Source organism: Microbacterium ureisolvens (genome assembly GCF_015278315.1).
Lineage (GTDB): Bacteria > Actinomycetota > Actinomycetes > Actinomycetales > Microbacteriaceae > Microbacterium > Microbacterium ureisolvens.
Genome location: NZ_JADIJE010000004.1, coordinates 304,232 through 328,795, shown reverse-complemented (window position 1 = coordinate 328,795; position 24,564 = coordinate 304,232). Strand labels below are relative to the sequence as shown.

26 protein-coding genes are annotated in these 24,564 nt (G+C 72.1%); 25 read left to right on the top strand and 1 reads right to left on the bottom strand.

Annotated features, from left to right (window positions below; genetic code table 11):
* Positions 1-51: 51 nt before the first annotated feature.
* The 15 genes from IM767_RS08900 to IM767_RS08830 all read left to right on the top strand — a co-directional run bounded on the left by IM767_RS08900 (position 52) and on the right by IM767_RS08830 (position 16,576).
* The gene (locus IM767_RS08900; RefSeq protein ID WP_109209460.1) at positions 52-591 is read left to right on the top strand and encodes a DoxX family protein; all 540 of its coding nucleotides are present in this window, start codon (positions 52-54) and stop codon (positions 589-591) included.
* 123 nt (positions 592-714) lie between these two features.
* Positions 715-1,245: a bifunctional pyr operon transcriptional regulator/uracil phosphoribosyltransferase PyrR gene (gene pyrR, locus IM767_RS08895; protein WP_109209459.1), complete on the top strand. Its 531-nt coding sequence runs from the start codon at positions 715-717 to the stop codon at positions 1,243-1,245.
* Positions 1,242-2,249, top strand: a complete 1,008-nt coding sequence (locus IM767_RS08890) for an aspartate carbamoyltransferase catalytic subunit (RefSeq protein WP_109209458.1) — start codon at positions 1,242-1,244, stop codon at positions 2,247-2,249. The genes pyrR and IM767_RS08890 overlap by 4 nt, the downstream gene beginning before the upstream one ends.
* The gene (locus IM767_RS08885; protein ID WP_109209457.1) at positions 2,246-3,556 is read left to right on the top strand and encodes a dihydroorotase; all 1,311 of its coding nucleotides are present in this window, start codon (positions 2,246-2,248) and stop codon (positions 3,554-3,556) included. The genes IM767_RS08890 and IM767_RS08885 overlap by 4 nt, the downstream gene beginning before the upstream one ends.
* On the top strand, positions 3,553-4,062 hold the full coding sequence (locus tag IM767_RS08880; RefSeq protein ID WP_109209456.1) for a PH-like domain-containing protein: 510 nt from the start codon (positions 3,553-3,555) through the stop codon (positions 4,060-4,062). The genes IM767_RS08885 and IM767_RS08880 overlap by 4 nt, the downstream gene beginning before the upstream one ends.
* Complete coding sequence (carA, locus tag IM767_RS08875) at positions 4,059-5,216, top strand: glutamine-hydrolyzing carbamoyl-phosphate synthase small subunit (RefSeq protein ID WP_109209455.1); 1,158 nt, start codon at positions 4,059-4,061, stop codon at positions 5,214-5,216. Before IM767_RS08880 ends, carA begins: the two co-directional genes overlap by 4 nt.
* Positions 5,209-8,496, top strand: coding sequence for a carbamoyl-phosphate synthase large subunit (gene carB / locus IM767_RS08870; RefSeq protein ID WP_109209454.1), 3,288 nt, complete (start codon positions 5,209-5,211; stop codon positions 8,494-8,496). The genes carA and carB overlap by 8 nt, the downstream gene beginning before the upstream one ends.
* Positions 8,493-9,326: an orotidine-5'-phosphate decarboxylase gene (pyrF, locus tag IM767_RS08865; protein ID WP_109209453.1), complete on the top strand. Its 834-nt coding sequence runs from the start codon at positions 8,493-8,495 to the stop codon at positions 9,324-9,326. The genes carB and pyrF overlap by 4 nt, the downstream gene beginning before the upstream one ends.
* Position 9,327: 1 nt before the next feature.
* Positions 9,328-10,266, top strand: a complete 939-nt coding sequence (gene gmk / locus IM767_RS08860) for a guanylate kinase (RefSeq protein WP_109209452.1) — start codon at positions 9,328-9,330, stop codon at positions 10,264-10,266.
* A gap of 89 nt (positions 10,267-10,355) precedes the next feature.
* Positions 10,356-10,610, top strand: a complete 255-nt coding sequence (gene rpoZ / locus IM767_RS08855) for a DNA-directed RNA polymerase subunit omega (RefSeq protein WP_109209451.1) — start codon at positions 10,356-10,358, stop codon at positions 10,608-10,610.
* 134 nt (positions 10,611-10,744) lie between these two features.
* The gene (metK, locus tag IM767_RS08850) at positions 10,745-11,938 is read left to right on the top strand and encodes a methionine adenosyltransferase (RefSeq protein WP_109209450.1); all 1,194 of its coding nucleotides are present in this window, start codon (positions 10,745-10,747) and stop codon (positions 11,936-11,938) included.
* A gap of 10 nt (positions 11,939-11,948) precedes the next feature.
* Positions 11,949-13,970, top strand: a complete 2,022-nt coding sequence (locus IM767_RS08845) for a primosomal protein N' family DNA-binding protein (RefSeq protein WP_239453209.1) — start codon at positions 11,949-11,951, stop codon at positions 13,968-13,970.
* Positions 13,971-13,991: 21 nt separating this feature from the next.
* Positions 13,992-14,915 (top strand): methionyl-tRNA formyltransferase, encoded by a 924-nt coding sequence (gene fmt, locus IM767_RS08840; protein WP_109209449.1) that lies wholly within the window; start codon positions 13,992-13,994, stop codon positions 14,913-14,915.
* Positions 14,912-16,282: an RsmB/NOP family class I SAM-dependent RNA methyltransferase gene (locus tag IM767_RS08835; RefSeq protein ID WP_109209448.1), complete on the top strand. Its 1,371-nt coding sequence runs from the start codon at positions 14,912-14,914 to the stop codon at positions 16,280-16,282. The genes fmt and IM767_RS08835 overlap by 4 nt, the downstream gene beginning before the upstream one ends.
* A gap of 81 nt (positions 16,283-16,363) precedes the next feature.
* On the top strand, positions 16,364-16,576 hold the full coding sequence (locus IM767_RS08830; RefSeq protein WP_109209447.1) for a hypervirulence associated TUDOR domain-containing protein: 213 nt from the start codon (positions 16,364-16,366) through the stop codon (positions 16,574-16,576).
* A 9-nt stretch (positions 16,577-16,585) separates the two neighbouring features.
* On the opposite strand, the gene glsA is transcribed toward IM767_RS08830, so the two are convergent.
* A complete protein-coding gene (gene glsA / locus IM767_RS08825) occupies positions 16,586-17,758 on the bottom strand; it encodes a glutaminase A (RefSeq protein WP_109209446.1) in 1,173 nt (390 codons plus the stop codon).
* A gap of 20 nt (positions 17,759-17,778) precedes the next feature.
* On the opposite strand from glsA, the gene rpe reads away from it, so the two are divergent.
* From rpe to trpA, 10 genes are read left to right on the top strand one after another with little or no spacing between them, the layout of a single operon-like run.
* Positions 17,779-18,474: a ribulose-phosphate 3-epimerase gene (gene rpe / locus IM767_RS08820; protein WP_109209445.1), complete on the top strand. Its 696-nt coding sequence runs from the start codon at positions 17,779-17,781 to the stop codon at positions 18,472-18,474.
* A gap of 53 nt (positions 18,475-18,527) precedes the next feature.
* Positions 18,528-18,791: a phosphoribosyl-ATP diphosphatase gene (locus IM767_RS08815; RefSeq protein ID WP_109209522.1), complete on the top strand. Its 264-nt coding sequence runs from the start codon at positions 18,528-18,530 to the stop codon at positions 18,789-18,791.
* A 43-nt stretch (positions 18,792-18,834) separates the two neighbouring features.
* Positions 18,835-19,677, top strand: coding sequence for an ATP phosphoribosyltransferase (hisG, locus tag IM767_RS08810; protein WP_109209444.1), 843 nt, complete (start codon positions 18,835-18,837; stop codon positions 19,675-19,677).
* 4 nt (positions 19,678-19,681) lie between these two features.
* A complete protein-coding gene (gene hisF / locus IM767_RS08805; protein WP_109209443.1) occupies positions 19,682-20,455 on the top strand; it encodes an imidazole glycerol phosphate synthase subunit HisF in 774 nt (257 codons plus the stop codon).
* Entirely contained in the window at positions 20,452-20,817 is a 366-nt protein-coding gene (gene hisI, locus IM767_RS08800; protein WP_109209442.1) for a phosphoribosyl-AMP cyclohydrolase, read from the top strand. The genes hisF and hisI overlap by 4 nt, the downstream gene beginning before the upstream one ends.
* Positions 20,814-21,425: a Trp biosynthesis-associated membrane protein gene (locus tag IM767_RS08795; RefSeq protein ID WP_109209441.1), complete on the top strand. Its 612-nt coding sequence runs from the start codon at positions 20,814-20,816 to the stop codon at positions 21,423-21,425. The genes hisI and IM767_RS08795 overlap by 4 nt, the downstream gene beginning before the upstream one ends.
* Positions 21,426-21,476: 51 nt before the next feature.
* Positions 21,477-21,707 carry a DUF6704 family protein gene (locus IM767_RS08790; protein ID WP_109209440.1) on the top strand — a complete coding sequence of 77 codons (231 nt, stop codon included), beginning with the start codon at positions 21,477-21,479 and terminating at the stop codon, positions 21,705-21,707.
* A 2-nt stretch (positions 21,708-21,709) separates the two neighbouring features.
* On the top strand, positions 21,710-22,486 hold the full coding sequence (gene trpC / locus IM767_RS08785; protein ID WP_109209439.1) for an indole-3-glycerol phosphate synthase TrpC: 777 nt from the start codon (positions 21,710-21,712) through the stop codon (positions 22,484-22,486).
* Entirely contained in the window at positions 22,483-23,748 is a 1,266-nt protein-coding gene (gene trpB, locus IM767_RS08780) for a tryptophan synthase subunit beta (RefSeq protein ID WP_109209438.1), read from the top strand. Before trpC ends, trpB begins: the two co-directional genes overlap by 4 nt.
* Positions 23,745-24,539: a tryptophan synthase subunit alpha gene (gene trpA, locus IM767_RS08775; RefSeq protein ID WP_109209437.1), complete on the top strand. Its 795-nt coding sequence runs from the start codon at positions 23,745-23,747 to the stop codon at positions 24,537-24,539. The genes trpB and trpA overlap by 4 nt, the downstream gene beginning before the upstream one ends.
* The last annotated feature ends 25 nt before the right edge of the window (positions 24,540-24,564 follow it).

Here is a 24,564-nt window from a genome sequence, read left to right as displayed (position 1 = left end):
TGATCACCGTGCCCGCGATCGCGGGCGATCAGAACCCGAAGGAGTCACGCCATGACCACCGTTCCCGTCCGCGGCGCCGCCGGCGTCGTCGTCCCCTCGTCCACCGGTCGCCCCGGACCCGTCGCCGCCGCCCTCGCGTGGGAAGCGCGTGCCGAGGCCGCCGTCAAGGTCTCGCTGCAGCGCTGGAGCATCCCCGCGCTGCGCGTCGCCCTCGGCGCCGTGTTCGCCGTGTTCGGCGCGCTGAAGCTCTTCCCCGGCGTGAGCCCGGTCGAGGCGCTCGTGAGCGCCACGTGGGAGAAGCTCACGTTCGGGCTCGTCAGCGGCCAGGCCGCGCTCATCGCCACGGCGGCGATCGAGGTCGCCGCGGGTGTCCTGCTCATCGCCGGCGGCGCGTTCGCGCGCATCGGCCTGGGTGTGCTCGCACTCGCGTTCGTCGGCATCCTGTCGCCGGTCGTACTGCTGCCCGCCGAGGTCTTCGGCCCCGCCGGCCCGACGCTCACGGGCCAGTACATCTTCAAGAACGTCGTGCTCATCACCGCGGCGCTGGTCGTCGCCTCGCGGGTGCTGCGCGGCCCGGCGGCGCGCGCCTGACGCTCGAAGTCCACACGGTGCAGGCCGGTCCCGATTCGGGACCGGCCTGCACCGTGTCGTAGACTGGACGACGATCACAGCAACCTTTAACCCCGTCCCGTGAGGCGGAGAAGGGAGCGGCGGATGAGCACGCGCACCGTGCTGCACGAGGCCGACATCGCCCGGGCACTGACTCGGATCTCGCACGAGATCCTCGAGTCCAACAAGGGCCCCGGAGGCTTGGTCCTCCTCGGAATCCCCACTCGCGGGGTGACTCTCGCCCATCGCATCGGCGCACTCGTCGAGCAGTTCGGCGGTGCCGCCGTCCCCGTCGGGGCGCTCGACGTGACGATGTACCGCGACGACCTGCACCGCAACCCGACCCGCGCGCCCCAGCCGACGCAGATCCCGGCGGGCGGCATCGACGGCAAGGTGGTCGTGCTGGTGGACGACGTGCTCTTCTCGGGCCGCAGCATCCGCGCCGCCCTCGACGCCCTGCAGGACATCGGGCGTCCCGCCGCCGTGCGGCTCGCGACGCTCGTGGACCGGGGCCACCGCGAATTGCCGATCCGGCCTGACTTCGTCGGCAAGAATCTGCCGAGCTCCCGCGACGAGCGCGTCAACGTGCGTCTGGCCGAGACCGACTCGGTGGAGGAGGTGACGATCGAGTCATGAGGCACCTGCTCGACACCCAGGGCCTCGCCCGCGAGGACGCGCTGCGCATCCTCGACGTCGCCGAGGACATGGCCGACACGCAGCGTCGCGAGATCAAGAAGCTGCCGACGCTGCGCGGCAAGACCGTCGTCAACCTCTTCTTCGAGGACTCCACCCGCACGCGCATCTCGTTCGAGGCGGCCGCCAAGCGGCTGTCCGCGGATGTCATCAACTTCTCCGCGAAGGGGTCCAGCGTCTCGAAGGGGGAGTCGCTGCAGGACACCGCCCAGACGCTGCAGGCGATGGGCGCGGACGCGGTCGTCATCCGCCACGGCGCCTCCGGCGCCCCGCGCACGCTCGCGACGAGCGGCTGGATCAGCGCGGGTGTCGTCAACGCCGGCGACGGCACGCACGAGCACCCCACGCAGGCGCTCCTGGACGCCTTCACGATCCGCAAGCGCCGCTTCGGCGACGACAGCCGCGGGCGCGACCTCGACGGCGTGAAGGTCACCATCGTCGGCGACGTCCTCCACTCGCGCGTCGCGCGGTCGAACGTCTGGCTGCTGAACACCCTCGGCGCCCGCGTCACGCTGGTGGCCCCTCCGACGCTGGTGCCGCAGGACGTCTCCACCTGGCCCGCCGACGTGCTGTACGACCTCGACGACGCGATCGCAGCCGGACCGGACGCGCTGATGATGCTGCGAATCCAGCTGGAGCGCATGAACGCCGCATATTTCCCTACTGAACGGGAGTATTCGCGCCGCTGGGGTCTGGACGCACGCCGTCTGGACGCGCTCGGAGCCGATAGCATTGTCATGCACCCCGGACCCATGAACCGGGGTCTGGAGATCTCCGCAGAAGCCGCGGACTCGCCCCGCTCGACGGTGCTCGAGCAGGTCGCGAACGGCGTCTCGGTGCGCATGGCCGCGCTCTACCTGCTGCTGGCGGGTACGGAGCCCAGCACGGCCGACACCCCGCCCGCGACGGATGCCGCCGTCGGCACAGAGAAGGAGAACACCCGATGACCGAGACCCTTCTCTTCCGCGGGGCACTGGTCGAGGGCACGTCCGCGACCGACGTCATCGTGTCGGACGGCGTGATCGCCGAGATCGGCCCCGGCGTCAGCCGCGCCGGCGCGACGGTCGTCGACGCCGACGGCCTGGTGCTGCTGCCGGGTCTCGTCGACCTGCACACGCACCTGCGCGAGCCCGGGTACGAGGCATCCGAGACCATCCTCACCGGCTCCCGCGCCGCCGCGGCCGGCGGGTACACGGCGGTCTTCGCGATGCCCAACACCTCTCCCGTCGCCGACACGGCCGGCGTCGTCGAACAGGAGCTCGCGCTCGGGGAGGCCGCCGGATTCGTCACCGTGCAGCCGATCGGCGCCGTCACGGTCGGCCAGAAGGGCGAGCGCCTCGCCGAGCTCGGCGCGATGGCCGACTCGCGGGCGCGCGTGCGGGTCTTCAGCGACGACGGCTTCTGCGTGTGGGATCCGCTGATCATGCGGCGCGCGCTCGAGTACGTGAAGGCGTTCGACGGGGTCATCGCGCAGCACGCGCAGGATCCGCGACTCACCGAGGGCGCCCAGATGAACGAGGGCGCCGTGTCGGCCGAGCTCGGCCTCGCGGGCTGGCCCGCCGTCGCGGAGGAATCGATCATCGCGCGCGACGTCCTGCTCGCCGAGCACGTCGGCTCGCGGCTGCATGTCTGCCACCTGTCGACGGCGGGCTCGGTGGAGATCATCCGCTGGGCCAAGAAGCGCGGCGTCGACGTGACCGCCGAGGTCACGCCGCACCACCTGCTGCTCACCGACGAGCTCGTGCGCGACTACGACGCGCGGTTCAAGGTCAACCCGCCGCTGCGCCGCGAAGAGGACGTGCTCGCCGTGCGCGAGGGCCTCGCCGACGGCACCATCGACATCGTCGCGACCGACCACGCACCCCACCCCGCCGAGGCGAAGGCGTGCGAGTGGCACGCCGCGGCGAACGGCATGGTCGGTCTCGAGAGCGCCCTGCGCGTCGTGCAGCAGTCGATGGTCGACACGGGGCTCGTCACATGGGGCGACGTGGCTCGAGTCATGTCGCGCGAGCCCGCGCGCATCGGCCGGCTCTCCGGTCACGGCACCCCTCTCACCGAGGGGCAGCCGGCGTCGCTCGCCTTCTACGACCCGTCGCCGCGCCGCACCTTCACCACGGACGACCTCCGCGGCCGCAGCGTGAACTCGCCCTACCTCGGCCGCGAGCTCCCGGGCGACGTGCGCTGGACGCTGCACCAGGGCACGGTCACCGTCGCCGACGGCGCGATCCTTCCCGCACCGGGAGTGCGCGCATGACCCGCGAGGGTGCGCTGGCCGTCATCGTCGCCGTCGCCGTCGCGCTGCTCGTGATCCTGGCCTGGGCGTGGTGGCGGCGAACGCGCCGGGACGCCGCGCTCACGGCTCCCGTCGGCGAGGCTCCCGCGGGCGCGGTGACGCTGTCGGCGTTCCCGACGCTGTACGTGGCGACCACCCGCCACGGCGAGCCGCTCGAGCGCCTCGCCATCGGCGGCCTCGGCTTCCGCTCGCGATCGGACGTCACCGTGACCGACGCCGGCGTGGCGCTCGACCTCACCGGCAAGCCCCGGGTGTTCCTCGCGACGGACCGCATCCAGGACGTCGGGCAGGCGACGGTCGCGATCGACCGCGTGGTCGAGCCCGACGGCCTCGTGCGCCTGGCCTGGCGCCTCGACGACGGCACCGTCGTCGACTCCTATCTCCGACCCCAGGATGCCTCGGCCCGCGCCCTCGCGGACGCCGTGGCCGGCATCCTTCCCCCGACCCAGACGGGAACCGACGCATGACCTCCCTGTTCCAGACCGACCCGGCCGTCCTCGTGCTCGAGGACGGGACCCGCCACGTCGGACGCGCCTACGGCGCCCTCGGCACCACCATCGGCGAGGTCGTCTTCTCCACCGGCATGACCGGCTACCAGGAGACCCTGACCGACCCCTCGTACGCCGGCCAGATCGTGCTGCAGACCGCACCGCACATCGGCAACACCGGCATGAACGACGAGGACCCCGAGTCGCGACGTATCTGGGTGTCGGGCTACATCGTGCGCGACCCCTCTCGCGTCGTGTCCAACTGGCGCGCCGACGAGTCGCTCGACGACGCGCTCGTCAGCGACGGCGTCGTGGGCATCAGCGGCATCGACACGCGCGCGGTGACGCGCCACATCCGCTCGGCGGGCTCCATGCGCGGCGCGATCTTCTCGGGCGAGGCCGCCGGCATCGACCCGGAGGAGCAGCTGCGCCTCGTGCGCGAGGCCCCGCAGATGGCCGGCCAGAACCTGTCGGCGCAGGTGTCGGTGGCCGCAGCCGAGGTGACGCCGGCGACGGGGGAGCGGATCGGCAACCTCGCGGTGCTCGACCTCGGCGTCAAGCAGGCGACCGTCGACAATCTCGCCTCCCGCGGGTTCGACGTCCACGTCCTGCCGCAGGACGTGACGATCGACGAGATCCGTGCGATCGACCCGGTCGCGGTCTTCTACTCCAACGGGCCCGGAGACCCCGCGGCCTCCGGCGACCACGTCGACCTGCTGCGCGGCGTCCTGGACGACGGCCTGCCGTTCTTCGGCATCTGCTTCGGCAACCAGCTGCTCGGGCGCGCCCTGGGCCTCGGCACCTACAAGCTCCCGTTCGGCCACCGCGGCATCAACCAGCCGGTGCTCGACAAGGCGACCGGCCGCGTCGAGATCACCGCGCACAACCACGGCTTCGCCGTCGACGCACCGGTCGAGGGAGCGTTCGACAGCCCCAACGGCTACGGCCGCATCGAGGTCAGCCACGTCGGGCTGAACGACCAGGTGGTCGAGGGCCTGCGCGCGCTGGACATCCCCGCCTTCTCGGTGCAGTACCACCCCGAGGCCGCCGCCGGCCCTCACGACGCCAACTACCTGTTCGACCGCTTCCGCGACCTGGTCGTCGCGACCCTGGAGACCAAGAAGAATGCCTAAGCGCGACGACATCAGCTCCGTCCTCGTCATCGGTTCCGGCCCGATCGTCATCGGTCAGGCGTGCGAGTTCGACTACTCGGGCACGCAGGCCTGCCGCGTGCTGCGCGAGGAGGGCGTGCGCGTCATCCTCGTGAACTCGAACCCGGCCACGATCATGACCGACCCCGACTTCGCCGACGCGACCTACATCGAGCCGATCACCCCCGAGGTGATCGAGACGATCATCGCCAAGGAGAAGCCCGACGCCATCCTGCCCACCCTCGGCGGCCAGACCGCGCTCAACGCCGCCATGGCGCTGCACGACCGCGGGATCCTCGAGAAGTACGGCGTCGAGCTCATCGGCGCGAAGGTCGACGCCATCCGCAAGGGCGAGGACCGCCAGATCTTCAAGGAGCTCGTGCTCGAGGCGGGCGCGGACGTCGCCCAGTCGGTGATCTGCCACTCGATGGACGACCTCATCGCCGGCGCCGAGAAGCTCGGCTACCCGCTGGTCGTGCGCCCCTCGTTCACGATGGGCGGGCTCGGGTCGGGCTTCGCGTACGACGAGGCGGACCTCCGCCGCATCGGCGGCGCGGGCCTTCACGACTCGCCGACGAGCGAGGTCCTGCTCGAGGAGTCGATCCTCGGCTGGAAGGAGTACGAGCTCGAGCTCATGCGCGACACGGCCGACAACACCGTCGTCGTCTGCTCCATCGAGAACGTCGACCCGGTCGGGGTCCACACCGGCGACTCCATCACCGTGGCCCCGGCCCTCACCCTGACCGACCGCGAGTACCAGAAGCTGCGCGACATCGGCATCGACATCATCCGCGCGGTGGGCGTCGACACCGGCGGCTGCAACATCCAGTTCGCCGTCGACCCGACCAACGGCCGCATCATCGTCATCGAGATGAACCCCCGCGTGTCGCGCTCGTCGGCGCTGGCGTCGAAGGCCACCGGCTTCCCGATCGCCAAGATCGCCGCGAAGCTCGCCATCGGGTACCGCCTGGACGAGATCCCGAACGACATCACGAAGGTGACGCCCGCGAGCTTCGAGCCCACCCTCGACTACATCGTCGTGAAGGTGCCGCGGTTCAACTTCGAGAAGTTCCCGGCCGCCGACACCACGCTGACGACCACCATGAAGTCGGTCGGCGAGGCGATGGCGATCGGCCGAAACTACGCGACGGCGCTTCAGAAGGCCCTCCGGTCGCTCGAGAAGCGCGGCTCCAGCTTCCACTGGGGTGACGAGCCGCGCTCGGTGGAGGAGCTGCTCGAGATCGCCCAGACCCCGACCGACGGCCGCATCGTGGTGCTGCAGCAGGCGCTGCGCAAGGGCGCGACGGTCGAGCAGGCGTTCGAGGCGACCAAGATCGACCCCTGGTTCCTCGACCAGATCGTGCTCATCAACGAGGTCGCCGAGTTCGTGCGCCAGGCGGGGGAGCTGGATGCCGCCACCCTCCGCGTCGCGAAGGAGCACGGTTTCAGCGACGCCCAGATCGCGCAGCTGCGCGGCGACAGCGAGACCCAGGTGCGCGGCATCCGTCACGGTCTCGGCATCCGTCCCGTCTACAAGACGGTCGACACGTGCGCGGGGGAGTTCCCGGCGCTGACGCCGTACCACTACTCGAGCTACGACTTCGAGACCGAGGTGACGCCGTCGGACCGCACCAAGGTCGTGATCATCGGCTCGGGACCCAACCGCATCGGCCAGGGCGTCGAGTTCGACTACTCCTGCGTGCACGCGTCGTTCGCGCTCGCGGATGCCGGCTACGAGACCGTGATGGTCAACTGCAACCCCGAGACGGTGTCGACGGACTACGACACCTCCGACCGCCTGTACTTCGAGCCGCTGACGCTCGAGGACGTGCTCGAGGTGCTGCACGCCGAGTCGCAGTCCGGTGAGATCCTGGGTGTGATCTGCCAGCTCGGCGGCCAGACGCCGCTCGGGCTCGCGAAGGGCATCGAGGAGGCCGGCTACACGATCCTCGGCACCAAGCCCGCCGCCATCGACCTCGCCGAGGAGCGCGAGCTGTTCTCGCGCCTGCTCGACGACGCCGGTCTGGTCGCGCCGCGCAACGGCACCGCGACCGACGTCGAGGGCGCGGTGACGGTCGCCGAGGAGATCGGCTACCCGGTGCTGGTGCGCCCGAGCTTCGTACTCGGCGGCCGCGGCATGGAGATCGTGTACTCGACCGAGGCGCTGCGCGACTACTTCGTGCGCATCGCCGACCAGGCGATCATCGGCCCGGGCCTGCCGCTGCTGGTCGACCGCTTCCTCGACGACGCGATCGAGATCGACGTCGACGCGCTGTTCGACGGCACCGAGCTGTACATCGGCGGCGTGATGGAGCACCTCGAGGAGGCCGGCATCCACTCCGGCGACTCGTCGTGCACCCTGCCGCCGGTGAGCCTCGGCCGCACCGACATCGACCGCGTGCGCGAGGCGACGCGCGCGATCGCCGAGGGCGTCGGCGTGCGCGGGCTGCTCAACGTGCAGTTCGCCATCTCGGCCGGCGTGCTCTACGTCATCGAGGCGAACCCGCGTGCGAGCCGCACGGTGCCCTTCGTGTCGAAGGCCCTCGGCATCCCGCTCGCGAAGGCCGCGTCGCGCATCATGGCCGGCGCCACGATCGCCGAGCTCAAGGCCGAGGGACTCCTGCCCGAGCAGGACGGCTCCCGTGTGCCGCTGGACGCCCCGGTCGCGGTCAAGGAGGCGGTGCTGCCCTTCAAGCGGTTCCGCACCGCCGACGGCCAGACGGTCGACTCCGTCCTCGGTCCTGAGATGCGCTCGACGGGCGAGGTCATGGGCATCGACCGCGACTTCCCGACCGCGTTCGCGAAGTCCCAGGAGGCGGCGTACGGCGGCATGCCGCAGTCGGGCACGGTCTTCATCTCGGTCGCCGACAGCGACAAGCGCGCGGTCATCCTGCCGGCCCACCGGCTGCAGGAGCTCGGCTTCGACCTGGTCGCCACCGAGGGGACGGCCGAGATCCTCGCCCGCAACGGCATCGACGTGCGCGTGGTGAACAAGTACTCCGAGACCCAGGAGTCCGGCGGCACCAACATCGTCGACCTCATCAACGCCGGCGAGATCGACATCGTCGTGAACACCCCGTCCGGAGGTGCCACCCGCGCCGACGGCTACGAGATCCGCGCCGCGGCCGTGGCCGGCGACAAGGCGCTCTTCACCACGATGGCCGTCCTCGGCGCCGCGGTCAGCGCGCTGCCGGTGCTGCGCGAGGGCTTCGACGTGCGGAGTCTGCAGGAATACGCGCTGGACCGCGAGGGAGTCGCATGATCTCATTCGGCGAGCGGGTCCGCGCGGCGACGGCGGCGCGCGGACAGCTGTGCGTCGGCATCGATCCGCACGTCCACCTGCTCGCCGAGTGGGGGCTGGATGCCTCCGCCGCCGGCGTCCGGGAGTTCGGCCTGCGCACGGTCGAGGCCGCCGCCGATCTCGTCGCCGTCGTCAAGCCGCAGGTGTCGTTCTTCGAGCGCTACGGGTCGGCGGGATTCGCCGCCCTCGAAGACGTCCTGGGCGCGGCCCGCGCCGCGGGTCTCCTCGTGATCGCCGACGCCAAGCGCGGCGACATCGGCTCGACGATGGACGCGTACGCCGAGGCCTGGCTCACGCCGGGCTCGCCGCTGGAGGCCGACGCGCTCACCGTCAGCCCCTTCCTGGGGGTGGGCGCGCTCGACAGCACGTTCGACCTCGCGAGGCGCCACGGCAAGGGCGTCTTCGTGCTCGCCGCCACCAGCAACCCGGAGGCACTGCCGCTGCAGCGGGCGCACCGCGCCGACGGCGCCACCGTCTCGGCCGACATCGTGCGCGAGGTCTCGGCCCGCAACGCCCGCACCACGCCGGAAGGGCAGTGGGGAAGCCTCGGCTTCGTCATCGGCGCGACGGTCGACTGGACGGATGCCGGCCTCTCGGCCTTCTCGCCGATCGCGCCGATCCTCGGCCCGGGCTTCGGACACCAGGGCGCGGAACCGGGCGAGCTCGGTGCGCGCTTCGGTGACCTCAAGGAAGCGGTGATAGCGTCGGAGAGCCGCAGCATCCTGGCTGCCGGACCCGACCGGCTCGCCGCGCGCATATCCGAGCGCGCCCTTCTCTACCGTGGTGATTGACATGCCCGATTCGCGCACCCCTCTGGACAGCGCTCCCCCCAACCCCGGCGCGCACGCGCGGCCTCCCGAGGTCGACCGTGTTGCGGCCTCGCGCCGCGCCGTCGCCGCCCGCCGCGAACGCGCCGCCCTCAAGAAGGACGTCTCCATGCGCGTGATCACGCCGCAGGAGCTGCTGCGCCGCGCACTCGCCGACCCGGCCTCGCCCGCCGGCGCGATGCGCGTCCCGGAGTTCCTGACGGCGATCCCCGCCATCGGCGAGGGCAAGCGCGACCGCATCCTCCACGACCTCGAGATCTCCCCGGTCAAGCGGCTCGGCGGCCTCGGCTCACGCCAGCGCGAAGACCTCCGGCGCTTCCTCGACGCCCGCTGGCCCGAACTGGAGCCGCGGGGCGGTCGCAGCCGTCTGGTCGTGCTGGCGGGCCCCACGGCGGTGGGCAAGGGCACGGTGGCGGCGCACATCAAGGAGCACCACCCCGAGATCCTCCTCTCGGTGTCGGCCACCACCCGCGCGCCGCGTCCGGGCGAGGTCGACGGCGAGCACTACTTCTTCGTCGACGACGCCGAGTTCGACCGCATGATCGCGGAGGGCGAGCTCCTCGAGCACGCGACCGTGCACAACGCTTACCGCTACGGCACCCCGCGCGGGCCGATCGAGAAGGCGCTGGCCGAGGGCCGCACCGTGCTGCTCGAGATCGACCTGCAGGGTGCGCGCCAGGTGCGAGAGGCCGACCCGTCGGCCACGCTCGTGTTCCTGCTGCCGCCGAGCTGGGACGAGCTCGTCCAGCGCCTGGTCGGCCGGGGCACCGAAGACGCGGCCGAGCGAGCCCGGCGTCTGCGCACCGCGCGGACCGAGCTGGCCTCGCAGGCCGAGTTCGACTACCGCGTCGTCAACGACGACGTGGCCCGCGCATCCGACGAGGTCGCCCGCCTCGCGCGGTGACCAGCACCTTTCACGTAGAATGGTGGGATGCCTCGGCACCCGAGGCTCCGCAGACTCCCACTCCGACATCCGATTTAGGAGGTTTCGCCATGGCCGGAACGAACCAGGGCATCATCGAGCCCCCCATCGACAGCCTGCTCGAGAAGGTCGACTCGAAGTACCAGCTGGTGATCTACGCGGCCAAGCGCGCCCGCCAGATCAACGACTACTACTCCGACCTGCACGAGGGCAACCTGTTCGACAACGTGGGCCCGCTCGTCGACTCGACCGTCGAGGACAAGCCCCTGACGATCGCGATGCACGAGATCCACGAGGACAAGCTGCGCCTGCGCCGCGCGGAGTAATCCGTTACGACCGGTGTGCCCCCGAAGACGGTGATGTCCGTCTCCGGGGGCATACTGGTGTCCGCCCCCTCGGCACCCGGCACGCCCCGACGACCGGCGCCCAGGCAGCTCAAGCACCGTCAACTGGAGTATCGATGACCGACCTGCGTCTGTTCACGTCCGAATCCGTCACCGAGGGCCACCCCGACAAGATCTGCGACCAGATCTCCGACTCCATCCTCGACGCGATCCTCGACGCCGACCCCGACGGCCGCGTCGCGGTCGAGACGCTGGTCACCACCGGCCTCGTGCACGTGGCGGGCGAGGTCTCCACCTCCGCCTATGTCGAGATCCCCGCGATCGTGCGCGGCGTCGTCAACCGCATCGGCTACACCTCGAGCGACACCGGGTTCGACGGCGACTCGTGCGGGGTGAGCGTGTCGATCGGCGCACAGTCCTCCGACATCGCAGCCGGCGTCGACAAGGCGTTCGAGCGCCGCGAAGACGGCTCCGAAGACCCGCACGACCTGCAGGGCGCCGGCGACCAGGGCATCATGTTCGGGTACGCCACCACCGAGACGCCGCAGCTCATGCCGATGGCCGCGTGGACGGCGCACCGCATGGCCGAGCGCCTCGCCGAGGTGCGCCGCACCGGCGAGCTGCCGTTCCTGCGACCCGACGGCAAGACCCAGGTGACGCTCGGCTACGACGGCGCGACCCCGAAGACGGTCGAGTCCGTCGTGCTGTCGACCCAGCACCACCCCGACATCTCGCAGAAGGCGCTGCGCGCCGCGGTGCGCGCCGAGGTCATCGATCCGGTGCTCGAGGCGACGGGCCTGGAGCTGCCGGACGTCAAGTACTACATCAACCCGGCGGGCCCGTTCGTCACGGGCGGCCCGAAGGGCGACGCCGGACTCACCGGACGCAAGATCATCATCGACACGTACGGCGGCGCCTCGCGCCACGGCGGCGGCGCGTTCAGCGGCAAGGACCCGTCCAAGGTCGACCGCTCCGCCGCGTACGCGATGCGCTGGGTCGCCAAGAACGCGGTGGCCGCGGGCCTCGCGGAGCGCCTCGAGGTGCAGGTCGCCTACGCGATCGGCAAGGCCAAGCCCGTCGGCCTCTACGTGGAGACGTTCGGCACCGGCCGGGTCTCGGACGACGCCATCACCAAGGCGATCCTCGAGGTCTTCGACCTGCGCCCGAAGGCGATCATCGACCAGCTCGACCTGCTGCGCCCGATCTACGCGCAGACGGCGGCGTACGGCCACTTCGGCCGTGAGCTGCCCGACTTCACCTGGGAGCGCACCGACCGCGCAGACGACCTGCGCGCGGCAGCCGGGCTCTGACCGCGGCCGCGTGACCGCGGTGTACGACGAAGCGCACGACCCCGGCGAGGGCGGCCGACGCCCGCGCCGGGTCGCGCGCGTGCTCCTCGATTCACCCCTCCCGCAGCTGGATCGCCTGTTCGACTACGAGATCCCCGCGGAACTTGCCGGCGACGCACGCCCCGGTGTGCGGGTGCGCGTGCCGCTGCGCAGCGCGGGCCGGGTCGTCGACGGGCTCCTCGTCGAGGTGGGGGAGCCGGATGCCTCGGACCGCCCGCTCTCGCAGCTCGAGGCCGTCGTGTCGCCCGCGCAGGTGCTGACGCCCGAGCTGTATGCGCTGGCGAGGAGGGCCGCGGACCGTGCGGCGGGGTCCGCGGGCGACATCCTGCGCCTGGCGATCCCCAAGCGGATGGTGCGCGCCGAGAAGTCCTGGCTGGCATCGGAGCCGCCGCCGCGCCCCGATGTCGAGGCCGCGGCCACCGCATGGGCGGACGAGGTGCTCGCCGCCTATCCGGGCCTGCAGGCCGCGCTGGAAGGCGGCGAGAGGGTCGCCCTCGACGCGCCTCCCACCCCGGCGCGTCTCGACGACGGGACGCCGGCGGGAGCCTGGGCCGTCCTGCTGGCTGCTGCCGCCGTCCGCGTGCTCGCCGACGGACGCAGCGCGATCATCGCCGTCCCCGACCACCGCGACCGCGCCCAGCTGGAGGCGGCGCTGCAGTCGCGCATCCCCGCGGACGCGCTCGTCCGTGACGACGCCAAGCAGAGCGGTCCCACCCGCTACGCGGCGTTCCTGCGCACCCTCTCCGCTGCGCCGTGCGTGGTGATCGGCAACCGCTCGGCCGTCTACGCGCCAGTCTCCGGCCTCGGGCTGGTCGCGCTGTGGGACGACGGCGACCCGCTGCTGGGTGAGCCTTTGAGCCCGGGCGTCCACGCGCGCGACGCCGCCCTGCTGCGACAGGAGCTCCACGGCGGCGCGCTGGTCTTCGCGGGCCACACCCGGACGACCGACGTCGAGCGCCTGGTTGCCGTCGGCTGGGTGCGTGACCTGCCGGCGGCGCGCAGGGTGACGCCGCGCGTGGTGCTGAGCGCGACGCGAGAGGGCGAGTCGCGCTCGGCGCGCGTCCCCTCTTCGGCGTTCGCCGCCGCGCGGGAGGCGCTCACGCAGGGGCCTGTCCTGGTGCAGGTGGCGCGCCCCGGATACGCTCCGGTCCTCGTGTGCGCGAAGTGCCGGCACCCTGCCCGGTGCGCCCACTGCGGCGGCCCGCTCCATGCGGCCCGCCAGGGGGCGGTGCCGACCTGCTCGTGGTGCGGCCGCGCAGCGCACGCGTGGGCGTGCTCCGAGTGCTCCTCGACGCTGCTGCGCATGGCCTCCTCCGGAAGCGAGCGGACCGCCGACGAGCTCGGCCGGGCGTTCCCGGGCACCCGGGTCATCATCGCCGACGGCGATCACCCGGTCGCCAAGGTCGACGACAAGCCTGCGCTCGTCGTGGCCACGCGCGGCGCGGAGCCGCCTGCCGTCGGCGGGTACCGCGCGGTGATCCTGCTCGACGGTGACCGCATGCTGATGGCCGACGATCTGCGGATCGGCGAGTCGTGCCTGCGATGGTGGTCCAACGCCGCCGCCCTCGCCGCTCCCGGGGCACCGGTGCATCTCGTCGGCGTCGGCGGCGAGGTCGCGCGCGCCATGGCGACGTGGACGCAGGCGGCGTACGCGCGCGCCGAGCTCGCCGACCGCGCGCCGCTGCGGATGCCGCCGACCGTGCGCGTGGCCTCTGTCGACGGGCCGCGTCGCACCGTCGACCTGGCACTGGCCGAGCTGCGGCGTGCCGTGCCGGAGCTCGACGCCGAGGCGGTGCTCGGGCCCATCGCCCGCGACGACACCGTGCGCGCCCTCGTGCGCTTCGAGTACGGGCTCGGAGCTCGCGTGACGGAGAGCCTCCGCGCGTCGGTGGTGAGCCAGGCGATGAAGGGGCGCCGTCCCGCGAAGGGTCGGACGCCCGGACCCGCCAATACACTGAAGGTTCGGGTCGACGTGCCCGACCTCGACCTCTGACCCTCGACTTCCAGGACCGTCATGCGTCTCGTCTTCGCCGGTACGCCGGCGCCGGCTGTGCCGGCGCTGCGCCGGCTCGCGGCATCCGCCCACGACATCGTCGCGGTGGTCACCCGCCGCGACGCACCCCTCGGCCGCAAGCGGGTGCTGACGCCGTCACCGGTGGCCGCCGCCGCCGCGGAGCTCGGGCTTCCCGTCATCCGCGCCGACCGGCTGGATGCCGAGGTGACCGCCGACATCGCGGCCCTCGAACCCGATCTCGGCGTGATCGTCGCGTACGGCGGGCTCGTGCGCGAGCCGCTGCTGTCCGCTCCGGCGCACGGCTGGATCAACCTCCACTTCTCGCTGCTGCCGCGCTGGCGCGGCGCGGCGCCCGTCCAGCACGCCCTCATCGCGGGTGACGCGCGGACCGGGGCCAGCGTGTTCCAGCTCGTGCCCGAGCTCGACGCCGGCGACGTCTTCGCCGAGCTCGCGATCGACGTGCCACGAGAAGCCACCGCCGGGGATCTACTGTCGTCGCTCGCCGACGACGGGGCCGGGCTCCTCGCGGAGGTCGTGGATGCGATCGGCGCCGGCTCGGCCGTCGCGCGCCCGCAGCAGGGGCAGCCCACCTACGCGTCGAAGCTCGGGGACGACGACGGGCGCATCCGCTGGGAGGAGCCGGCCGGCGCAGTGCTCGGCCGGATCCGCGGCGTGACGCCCGAGCCGGGCGCTCACACGACCATCGACGGCGCACGGTTCAAGGTGCTCGCCGTGGCGCCGGCACCCGACGACGCACCCCGGCTCGCCCCGGGTGCGCTCGGACTGCACGGCAAGCAGGTCATCGCCGGCACCGCGTCGACGCCGATCGTGCTCGAGCAGGTGCAGCCCGCCGGCAAGGGCGCGATGCGCGCCGCGGACTGGTGGCGGGGTCTGCGCGAGGCCACCCCGGTGGCCGGCTCGTGAGCCGCACGGTCGCGGCCCGTCGCGTCGCCTACGACACCCTGCGAGCGGTCCACGAGTCCGACGCCTACGCGAACCTGCTGCTTCCGACCGCGATCGCCCGAGCCGGTCTGTCGACCGCCGACGCGGCGCTCGCGACGGAGCTGACCTACGGCACGCTGCGCCGGCAGGGCACCTACGACGCCGTCATCGGGATCGCCGCCGACCGCCCGGTCGCCGACATCGACCCCGCGGTGCTCGATGCGCTGCGCCTGGGCGTGCATCAGCTGCTCTCCACACGCGTCGCCTCGCACGCGGCGGTGAACGAGTCCGTCGAGCTCGCCCGCTCGGCGGGGGGCCGCGGTGCGGCCGGATTCGCCAACGCGGTGCTGCGCCGCGTCTCGCGCGACACCCCCGGCGACTGGATGACCCACGTCGCCGCCAGCGCCCGCTCCGACGACGAGCAGCTCGGCCTGCTCTTCTCGCACCCGGTGTGGGTGGTGCGGGCGTTCCGCCGCGCCCTCGCGGCCGAGGGCCGTGCCGACGAGCTGGAAGCCCTGCTCACCGCCGACAACGCCTCCCCGCGGGTGACGATGGCCGCCCTTCCCGATCTCGCGGACGTGCCGGAGGACGCCCGGCGGACACCCTTCTCACCCATCGGATTCCGCCTGGGCGGGGGAGACCCCGACGCGCTCGTGCGCGGGTCGGACGGGCGCATCCGGGTACAGGACGAAGGCTCGCAGCTCGCCGCTCTCGCGCTGACTCGCGCCCTGCCCGTCTCACCGGGCGAGCGATGGCTGGATCTGTGCGCGGGGCCCGGCGGCAAGACCGCGGTCCTCGCAGCGGAGGCACTCGCACACGGAGCGTCACTCGAGGCGAACGAGATCTCGCCCGCACGCGCCGGGCTCGTCCGGCAGGCGCTGGAAGGCGTGCCCCTCGATGTGCCCGTCTCGGAGCAGGACGGCCGTGTCCGAGCGCAGGAGGCGCCGGGCGCGTACGACCGCATCCTCGTCGATGCGCCGTGCACGGGCCTGGGGGCCCTGCGCCGGCGTCCGGAGGCGCGTTGGCGCAAAGCGCCGAGCGACGTGCCGGCGCTGACCGAGCTGCAGCGGGAGCTGCTGAACGCGGCGATCTCCGCTCTCAGACCCGGCGGCGTGGTGGCCTACGTCACCTGCTCGCCGCACCTCGCCGAGACCTCCGGCGTCGTCTCCGACATCCGGCGCGAGTGGGACGGCGCGATCGAGGAGCTGTCGGCCCGTGATGTCATCACGTCCGTCGCCGAGGCCGACCCCGGCCTCCCCGCGCAGGCGGACGGCAGCGGTCGGGCGCAGCTGTGGCCGCACCGTCACAACACCGACGCGATGTCGGTGTCGCTGCTGCGTCGACTCTGACGGCCGGCGCGCTGTCAAGAGGCGGCGCGATCGCGCGTCCGGTGGCACCGTGGTGGCTCAGGACACCACGGAGGAGGAGCGATGGCGCAGGGACTTCACAAGGGCGATCGCGTGAGCTGGAACACGTCGCAGGGACGCACGCGAGGGCGCATCGTGGAGCGCCGGACGAGCGACTTCGAGTTCGCGGGGCAGCACTTCACCGCCTCCGCCGACGAGCCGGCGTACATCGTCGAGTCCGAGAAGAGCGGCGATCGCGCGGCCCACAAGGGCTCGGCGCTGCGCAAGCTGACCTGACCGGGGCGCTCAGTCGCGCAGCCGGATGCCGTGAGGCATCTGGTCGAACTCCGTGCGCAGGGCGACCAGGGCCGCGCTGTGGGCGCGTCCGAGCTCGCGCGCATCCACCGTCACCTCGGCGCCCTCGGGGAGCGCCTCGGCGATCTCGCGCAGCACGGCGACCACTCGCTCCGTGCCCGCCAGCCCCAGCTCGCCCGACAGCCGCAGCACGCGCCCCCGGTCGGTGTCCTCGACGGTGAAGGCGGGCACCGCGACGCTCTCGTGCGGCTCGAGCAGGTGCATGCCGAACCGCTCGCCGAGGGTCTCGAGCAGTGCGATCCCGCGGACCGAGTTGCCGTGCTCGTCGAGGCGCGGGCTGAAGGCGGCGACGCCGAACTGCGACGGGGCGACGGCGAGCAGTCCGCCGCTGACGCCGCTCTTGGCGGGCAGGCCCACCCGCAGCAGCCACTCACCGGAGTAGTCGTACATGCCGCAGCTGGTCATGATCGAGAGCACGTCCCGCGCGACGGCCTCCTCGACGACCCGCTCGCCGGTGACGGGGTTGAGGCCTCCGAACGCGAGGGTCGCCGACATGACGGCGAGATCGCGGACGCTCACCAGCAGCGAGCACTGGCGGAAGTAGGTCTCGACGGCCGTCTCGACCGACCCGTCGACGACGTCGTAGGAACGCAGCAGGTGCGCGAGGGCGCGGTTGCGGTCGCCGGTGGCCGACTCGGACGCGTAAACCTGCTCGTCGACCCACAGCGAGCGGCCGGCGAAGGCCGAGAGCCCGTCCACGATGCGCCCCATGCGATCGTCGACCGTATCGCCCGGGATGAGCGCCGACGTGGCGATCGCGCCGGCGTTCACCATCGGGTTGGCGGGACGCCCCGTGCGCGGCTCCAGGCTGATGGCGTTGAACGGCTCGCCGCTGGGCTCGACGCCGACCTTGCGCAGCACGGCGTCGCGGCCGCGATCGGCCAGCGCGAGGGCCAGGACGAAGGGCTTCGAGATCGACTGGATCGTGAACTCGTGGGCGGCGTCGCCGACGGCGCGCACGCGCCCGCGTGGACCGACGACCGCGAGGGCCAGCCGCTCGGGATCCGCCGAGGCAAGCTCCGGGATGTAGCCTGCCGGATCACCGGAGTCGTGGGGCCGGACGTCTTCGAGGACCTCGTGCAGCAGCGCCGTGATGGGGTCCACAGCTCGACCATAATGGACCCGTGCCCACGATCGACGAGAACGGCCGCGACGCCGGCATCCGCATCAACCCGAGCATCCTCGCCGCCGACTTCGTCAACATGCAGGCCGAGCTCGCCCGCATCGCGGCCGCGGACTTCGTCCACGTCGACGTCATGGACAACCACTTCGTGCCCAACCTCACGTTCGGCCCGCAGATGGTGGAGCGCATCCAGGCGACCAGCCCGGTGCCGCTGGACGTGCACCTCATGATCACGAACCCCGACCGCTGGGCCCCGGCGTACGCCGAGCTCGGTGCGGCGTCGGTCACGTTCCATCTCGAGGCGGCGAAGGAGCCCGTCGCCCTCGCGCGCCGGCTGCGCGACATCGGCGCACGGGCCGGCGTCGCCGTCAAGCCCGCAACCCCCGTGGACGGCCTGTTCGATCTCCTCGACGACTTCGACCAGATCCTCGTCATGACCGTGGAGCCGGGCTTCGGCGGGCAGTCGTTCATGCCCGAGACCATGCCCAAGCTCCGCCGCCTGGCCGACGAGGCCCGCAAGCGCGGGTCGGCAGTGTGGCTCCAGGTCGACGGCGGGATCGCCGAGTCGACGATCGCCCAGGCCGCCGCGGCCGGCGCCGACACCTTCGTGGCGGGATCGGCCGTCTTCGGCGCCGGCGACCCGGCGAACGCCATCGCAGGGCTGCGTGCCACCGCGGCCGAGCACCACGTGCACTGATCCCCGCCGTCACGCGGAGGCGAGGCATCCCGGCCGGACGGTAACCTGTCATGGTGAAGACGTTCGACACGCTGTACGCCGAGCTCGCCGCGAAAGCGGCTGAGCGCCCCGAGGGATCGGGAACCGTCGCACAGCTGGACGCGGGCGTGCACGCGATCGGCAAGAAGATCGTGGAGGAGGCCGCCGAGGTCTGGATGGCGGCCGAGTACGAGTCGACGGATGCCGCAGCCGAGGAGATCTCGCAGCTGCTGTACCACCTGCAGGTGCTGATGATCGCGAAGGGCCTGAGCCTCGAAGATGTCTACCGACATCTCTGAGCCCGCGTCCTCCTCCATCCTCGAACCCGAAAGCCACGCTGCCATGCTGCGAATCGCCGTGCCGAACAAGGGCTCGCTCGCCGAGACCGCCTCCGAGATGCTCCACGAGGCGGGTTACATCGGTCGTCGCGACCCGAAGGACCTGCACGTCATCGACCCCCAGAACGAGGTCGAGTTCTTCTACCTCCGCCCCAAGGACATCGCCACCTACGTCGGGTCCGGCGCGCTGGACGTCGGCATCACCGGCCGCGACCTGCTGCTGGACGCCCGCATGCCCGGCGCCCGCGAGATCGAGGCGCTCGGCTTCGGCGACTCGACGTTCCGCTTCGCCGGCCCTCCCGGACGCTTCGACACCGTGGAAGACCTCGAGGGCGCCCGGGTCGCGACGGCGTACCCCGGCCTCGTCGACGCCTTCCTCGACGAGCACGGCGTCGCCGTCGACCTGGTGCCCCTGGACGGCGCGGTCGAGTCGGCGGTGCGATTGGGGGTGGCGGATGCCGTCGCCGACGTCGTCTCCACCGGCACGACTCTGCGTCAGGCGGGCCTGGAGATCTTCGGACCGGTCCTGCTGCAGTCCGAGGCCGTGCTCATCACCTCGCCGACCCAGGCGGAGGGCACCGACACCCTGCTGCGACGCCTGCGCGGTGTAATGGTCGCCCGGCGCTACGTGATGGTCGACTACGACCTCCCCGCCGAGCTGGTCGACGACGCCGTCAAGATCGCCCCGGGGATCGAGTCTCCGACGATCTCGCCGCTGCGGGACCCCGCGTGGGTCGCCGTGCGGGTCATGGTGGCGCGCAAGGGCGTCAACCAGGTCATGGACGCGCTGTACGGGATCGGCGCACGCGCGATCCTCGTGACGGCCATCCACAACGCGAGGCTGTGACGGCATGAGCCTGGTCTGCCGTGTCATCCCGTGCCTCGACGTCGCCGCCGGCCGTGTCGTCAAGGGCGTGAACTTCCAGAACCTCCGCGACATGGGGGATCCCGTCGAGCTCGCGCGCGAGTACTTCCGTCAGGGCGCGGACGAGATCACCTTCCTCGATGTGACCGCGACGGTCGACGAGCGCTCGACCACGTACGACGTGGTCCGCCGCACGGCCGAAGAGGTCTTCATCCCCCTCACCGTCGGCGGGGGAGTGCGCTCCGCCGACGACGTCGCGCGGCTGCTCTCGGTCGGCGCCGACAAGATCGGCGTCAACTCCGCCGCGATCGCGCGGCCGCCGCTGCTCGACGAGATCGCCGACCGCTTCGGCGCGCAGGTGCTGGTGCTCTCTCTCGACGTCAAGCGGTCCGACGCGACCGAGTCGGGCTTCGTCGTCACGACGCACGGCGGTCGCACCGAGACCGGCCTCGACGCGCTCGCGTGGGCCCGTGAGGCGATCGAGCGCGGCGCCGGCGAGCTGCTCGTGAACTCGATCGACGCCGACGGCACCAAGCAGGGGTTCGATCTCGAGCTGGTCGCCCTGATGCGCGAGCTGTCGAGCGTGCCCGTGATCGCCTCGGGCGGTGCGGGCCGGGCGGCCGACTTCGCGCCGGCGATCGCCGCCGGAGCGGACGCCGTGCTCGCGGCATCCGTCTTCCACTCCGGACAGCTCACCGTCGGCGACGTGAAATCCGCGATGTCCTCCGATGGGATCGAAGTGCGGGAGGTGGCGGCATGAGCCAGACCGTGGACGAGCGCATCGCACGCGTGACCTTCAACGACGACGGGCTGGTCGCGGCGATCATCCAGCAGTGGGACTCGCGCGAGGTGCTCATGCTCGGCTGGATGGATGCCGAGGCGCTGCGCCGCACGCTCACCGAGGGTCGCGTCACCTTCTGGTCGCGCTCCCGGCAGGAGTACTGGCGCAAGGGCGACACGTCGGGCCACATCCAGCTGGTGCGCGAAGCGCGCCTGGACTGCGACGGCGATGCGGTGCTGGTCGAAGTCGAGCAGGTCGGTCCGGCCTGTCACACGGGCACCCGCACGTGCTTCGACGCCGACGACCTCGAAGCGGTGCGAGGCCCGGAGCCCGTCGCGTGAAGCGCCGGGCGCGACTGCTCTCCGTCGCGGTCATCGTCCTTTGCGGCGCGATCGGGGTGATCTCGTCGACGCAGACGTGGCTCACCGTCGTGCTCACCGACGGCGCCCACCACGCGCTCGAGGTGCCCGGCGCCTCGGCGGTACCGGTGCTGGCGCCCCTGAGCCTCGCCGTGCTCGCCCTCGGCGCGGCCCTGTCGATCGTCGGGCTCGCGCTGCGGTACGTCTTCGGAGCCCTGGCGCTGCTCATCGGAGGCGTGCTGGTCTGGCTCACGGCGCTCGTCGTGTTCCAGCATCCCGTCTCGGCCGTCGCCGCGGTCGTGACCGAATCGACGGGCATCGCCGGCGAGGATTCGGTGGCCGCCCTCGTGGCGTCGATCCAGGCGACGCCGTGGCCGGCGGTGACGCTTGCCGCCTGGGTGGTGCTCATCCTGGCGGGCGTCTTCGTGCTGGCCACCGCGCACACGTGGTCGCGCACCGGACGCCGCTACCGCACCGACGACACCGCGCGAGCGGCCGGACCGGCCGGCTCGCGCCCCCACGACGCAGCCGGTTCACGGTCCATCGACGACTGGGACGACCTGTCGCGTGGCGAGGATCCGACCGCCTGACCGCTAGACTGGCGGCATCCCGCGCTTCCCAGGCTTCACGAGGAGAAAAGCATGAGCAACAACATCGGCGACCCCGGCCACGGACACTCGCCCGCAGCCTGGACGGCCGTCGTGATCATGCTCATCGCGGTCTCGATCGGCACCTTCTTCTTCTTCCTCGACATGCCCGTCTTCGTGTGGGCGTCGGCAGGCCTGCTACTGATCGGGCTCCTCGTGGGCTGGATCATGAAGCGCGCCGGCTACGGCGTCGGCGGCTCCAAGGTCACGGCGAAAGAGCACTGAGCATGCTCGCCGACCTCACGGCCGGCGCGGTTGAGGATGCCGAGGCTCGCGCTTCGGAGCGCCCGCTCGCGGCCGTCGAGGCCGCGGCACTGGCTCAGCGTCCCGCGATCGACGCCCTCGCCGCGCTCGCCCCGTCCGACCGGGTGAAGATCATCGCCGAGGTCAAGCGCGCGAGCCCGTCGCGCGGCGACCTCGCGTCCATCCCCGACCCCGCGCTGCAGGCCCGTCGCTACCAGGAGGGCGGCGCCTCCGCCATCTCGGTGCTGACCGAGCAGCGCCGCTTCAAGGGCAGTCTCGCCGACCTCGAGGCCGTCAAGGCCGCGGTGCAGCTCCCGGTGCTGCGCAAGGACTTCATCGCCACCGAGTACCAGGTGCTCGAGGCCCGCGCGTCGGGTGCCGACCTGGTGCTGCTGATCGTCGCCGCGCTCGAGCAGGACGTTCTCGCCCGCCTGTACGCGTTCACGCAGCAGCTCGGCATGACCGCGCTCGTCGAGACGCACTCGGCCGAGGAGGTCGATCGCGCCGCCGAGCTCGGCGCGCAGCTGATCGGCGTGAACGCGCGCGACCTGTCGACCTTCCAGCTGGATCGCGACCTCTTCGGGCGGCTCGCCGAGCGCATCCCCGCGGGTGCCGTCAAGATCGCCGAGTCCGCGGTGCTCGCACCGGACGACGTCCGGCACTACCGCGCCGCCGGAGCCGATGTCGTGCTCGTCGGCGAGGCCCTCGTCACCAACGATCCCGTGTCCACCCTTCGCGCATTCCTGGAGGCCGGCGCATGAGTCTTCGTGAAGCCCCCGGGCCGCTGTTCGGCGAGTTCGGCGGGCGCTACATGCCCGAGTCGCTCATCGCGGCGATCGACGAGCTGAGCGCCGAGTACGAGTCCGCCAAGGTCGATCCCGCGTTCCAGGCGGAGTTCGTCCACCTGCTGCACTCGTACGCCGGGCGCCCGTCGCCGATCACCGAGGTCGCCCGGTTCGCCGAGCACGCCGGGGGAGCGCGCGTGTTCCTCAAGCGCGAGGATCTCAACCACACCGGCTCGCACAAGATCAACAACGTGCTCGGCCAGGCGCTGCTCACGAAGCGTCTGGGCAAGACGCGCGTCATCGCCGAGACCGGTGCAGGCCAGCACGGGGTCGCCACCGCGACGGCGGCCGCGCTCTTCGGCTTCGAGTGCACGATCTACATGGGCGAGGTCGACACCGAGCGCCAGGCTCTGAACGTCGCCCGCATGCGCCTGCTCGGCGCGGAGGTGATCCCGGTCAAGACCGGCTCGCGCACGCTCAAGGACGCGATCAACGACGCGTACCGCGACTGGGTCGCGAGCGTCGAGACGACGAACTACATCTTCGGCACCGCCGCAGGCCCGCACCCGTTCCCCGCGATGGTCCGCGACTTCCAGAAGGTCATCTCCGAAGAGGCCCGCGCGCAGCTCCTCGAGGAGACCGGCCGCCTCCCCGACGCCGTCCTCGCCTGCGTCGGCGGGGGATCGAACGCCATCGGCATGTTCGACGCCTTCCTCGACGACGAGGGCGTCAAGCTCTACGGTGTCGAGGCCGCCGGCGACGGCGTGGACACCCCGCGTCACGCCGCATCGATCGAGCGCGGGCGCCCCGGCGTGCTGCACGGCGCGAAGACGTTCGTGCTCCAGGACGAGGACGGCCAGACGGTCGAGTCCCACTCGATCTCGGCGGGACTGGACTACCCCGGCGTCGGACCCGAGCACGCGTGGCTCGCCTCGATCGGCCGCGCCGAGTACATCCCGGCGACCGACGACGAGGCGATGCAGGCGCTGCGCCTGCTCTCCGAGACCGAGGGCATCATCCCGGCGATCGAGTCGGCGCACGCCCTGGCCGGCGCTCTGCGCATCGGACGCGAGCTCGGTCCCGACGCGATCCTCGCCGTGTGCCTGTCCGGCCGCGGTGACAAAGACATGGACACCGCCGCGCGGTACTTCCACCTGTACGACGAGGGGGCGGATGCCGCCACCGCCGCGCGCGCGCCGCACGACGACGCCGCCAAGGGCGAAGGGGAGAAGCTGTGACCTCGCGCGTCGCCGCGGCGATCGACGCCGCCCACGCCGCCGGGCGCGGTGCCTTCGTCGGCTATCTGCCGATCGGCTACCCCGACCTGCGCACCAGCATCGAGGCCGCGGTCGCCCTTGCCGACAACGGCGCCGACGTGCTCGAGCTCGGCCCCCCGTACTCCGACCCGGTCATGGACGGCACCGTGATCCAGGAGGCCACCCAGGCTGCTCTCGCCGGCGGATTCCGCCTGCGCGACACCTTCACGGCGGTGCGCGAGATCACGCGGCGGGTGGATGTGCCGGTGCTCGTGATGACGTACTGGAACCCCGTGCTGCAGTACGGGGTCGACCGCTACGCCGACGACCTGGCCGCCGCCGGCGGTGCCGGGCTCATCACGCCCGACATCACGCCGGAGGCCGCACCCGAGTGGATCGCCGCGAGCGAGCGCACGGGACTGGACCGCGTCTTCCTCGCCGCGCCGACCTCCACCGACGAACGCCTCGATCTCATCGTGCGCCACTCCACCGGCTTCGTCTACACGGTGTCGACGATGGGCATCACGGGGGAGCGCGCGCAGCTGGACGCCGCAGCCCGCACCCTCGTGGCACGGCTGCGGGAGCACGGCGTCGATCACGCGTGCGTGGGCATCGGCATCTCCAATGCGGAGCAGGTCGCCGGGGTCCTCGAGTACGCCGACGGCGCGATCGTCGGAACGGCGCTCGTGCGGGCGCTGCGCGAGGGCGGTCTGGAGGGCCTCGCCGACACCGCGCGAGCCCTCGCCGCAGGCACCGCGCGCCGCGCGAACTAGACTTCTGAGGTCGGCGCCCGCCGCC

Bases quoted from the DNA above. Each gene is read 5' to 3' on its own strand.
- IM767_RS08900 (WP_109209460.1), top strand. From the start codon at position 52: ATGACCACCGTTCCCGTCCGCGGCGCCGCCGGCGTCGTCGTCCCCTCG.
- pyrR (WP_109209459.1), top strand. From the start codon at position 715: ATGAGCACGCGCACCGTGCTGCACGAGGCCGACATCGCCCGGGCACTG.
- IM767_RS08890 (WP_109209458.1), top strand. From the start codon at position 1,242: ATGAGGCACCTGCTCGACACCCAGGGCCTCGCCCGCGAGGACGCGCTG.
- IM767_RS08885 (WP_109209457.1), top strand. From the start codon at position 2,246: ATGACCGAGACCCTTCTCTTCCGCGGGGCACTGGTCGAGGGCACGTCC.
- IM767_RS08880 (WP_109209456.1), top strand. From the start codon at position 3,553: ATGACCCGCGAGGGTGCGCTGGCCGTCATCGTCGCCGTCGCCGTCGCG.
- carA (WP_109209455.1), top strand. From the start codon at position 4,059: ATGACCTCCCTGTTCCAGACCGACCCGGCCGTCCTCGTGCTCGAGGAC.
- carB (WP_109209454.1), top strand. From the start codon at position 5,209: ATGCCTAAGCGCGACGACATCAGCTCCGTCCTCGTCATCGGTTCCGGC.
- pyrF (WP_109209453.1), top strand. From the start codon at position 8,493: ATGATCTCATTCGGCGAGCGGGTCCGCGCGGCGACGGCGGCGCGCGGA.
- gmk (WP_109209452.1), top strand. From the start codon at position 9,328: ATGCCCGATTCGCGCACCCCTCTGGACAGCGCTCCCCCCAACCCCGGC.
- rpoZ (WP_109209451.1), top strand. From the start codon at position 10,356: ATGGCCGGAACGAACCAGGGCATCATCGAGCCCCCCATCGACAGCCTG.
- metK (WP_109209450.1), top strand. From the start codon at position 10,745: ATGACCGACCTGCGTCTGTTCACGTCCGAATCCGTCACCGAGGGCCAC.
- fmt (WP_109209449.1), top strand. From the start codon at position 13,992: ATGCGTCTCGTCTTCGCCGGTACGCCGGCGCCGGCTGTGCCGGCGCTG.
- IM767_RS08830 (WP_109209447.1), top strand. From the start codon at position 16,364: ATGGCGCAGGGACTTCACAAGGGCGATCGCGTGAGCTGGAACACGTCG.
- hisG (WP_109209444.1), top strand. From the start codon at position 18,835: ATGCTGCGAATCGCCGTGCCGAACAAGGGCTCGCTCGCCGAGACCGCC.
- hisF (WP_109209443.1), top strand. From the start codon at position 19,682: ATGAGCCTGGTCTGCCGTGTCATCCCGTGCCTCGACGTCGCCGCCGGC.
- hisI (WP_109209442.1), top strand. From the start codon at position 20,452: ATGAGCCAGACCGTGGACGAGCGCATCGCACGCGTGACCTTCAACGAC.
- IM767_RS08790 (WP_109209440.1), top strand. From the start codon at position 21,477: ATGAGCAACAACATCGGCGACCCCGGCCACGGACACTCGCCCGCAGCC.
- trpC (WP_109209439.1), top strand. From the start codon at position 21,710: ATGCTCGCCGACCTCACGGCCGGCGCGGTTGAGGATGCCGAGGCTCGC.
- trpB (WP_109209438.1), top strand. From the start codon at position 22,483: ATGAGTCTTCGTGAAGCCCCCGGGCCGCTGTTCGGCGAGTTCGGCGGG.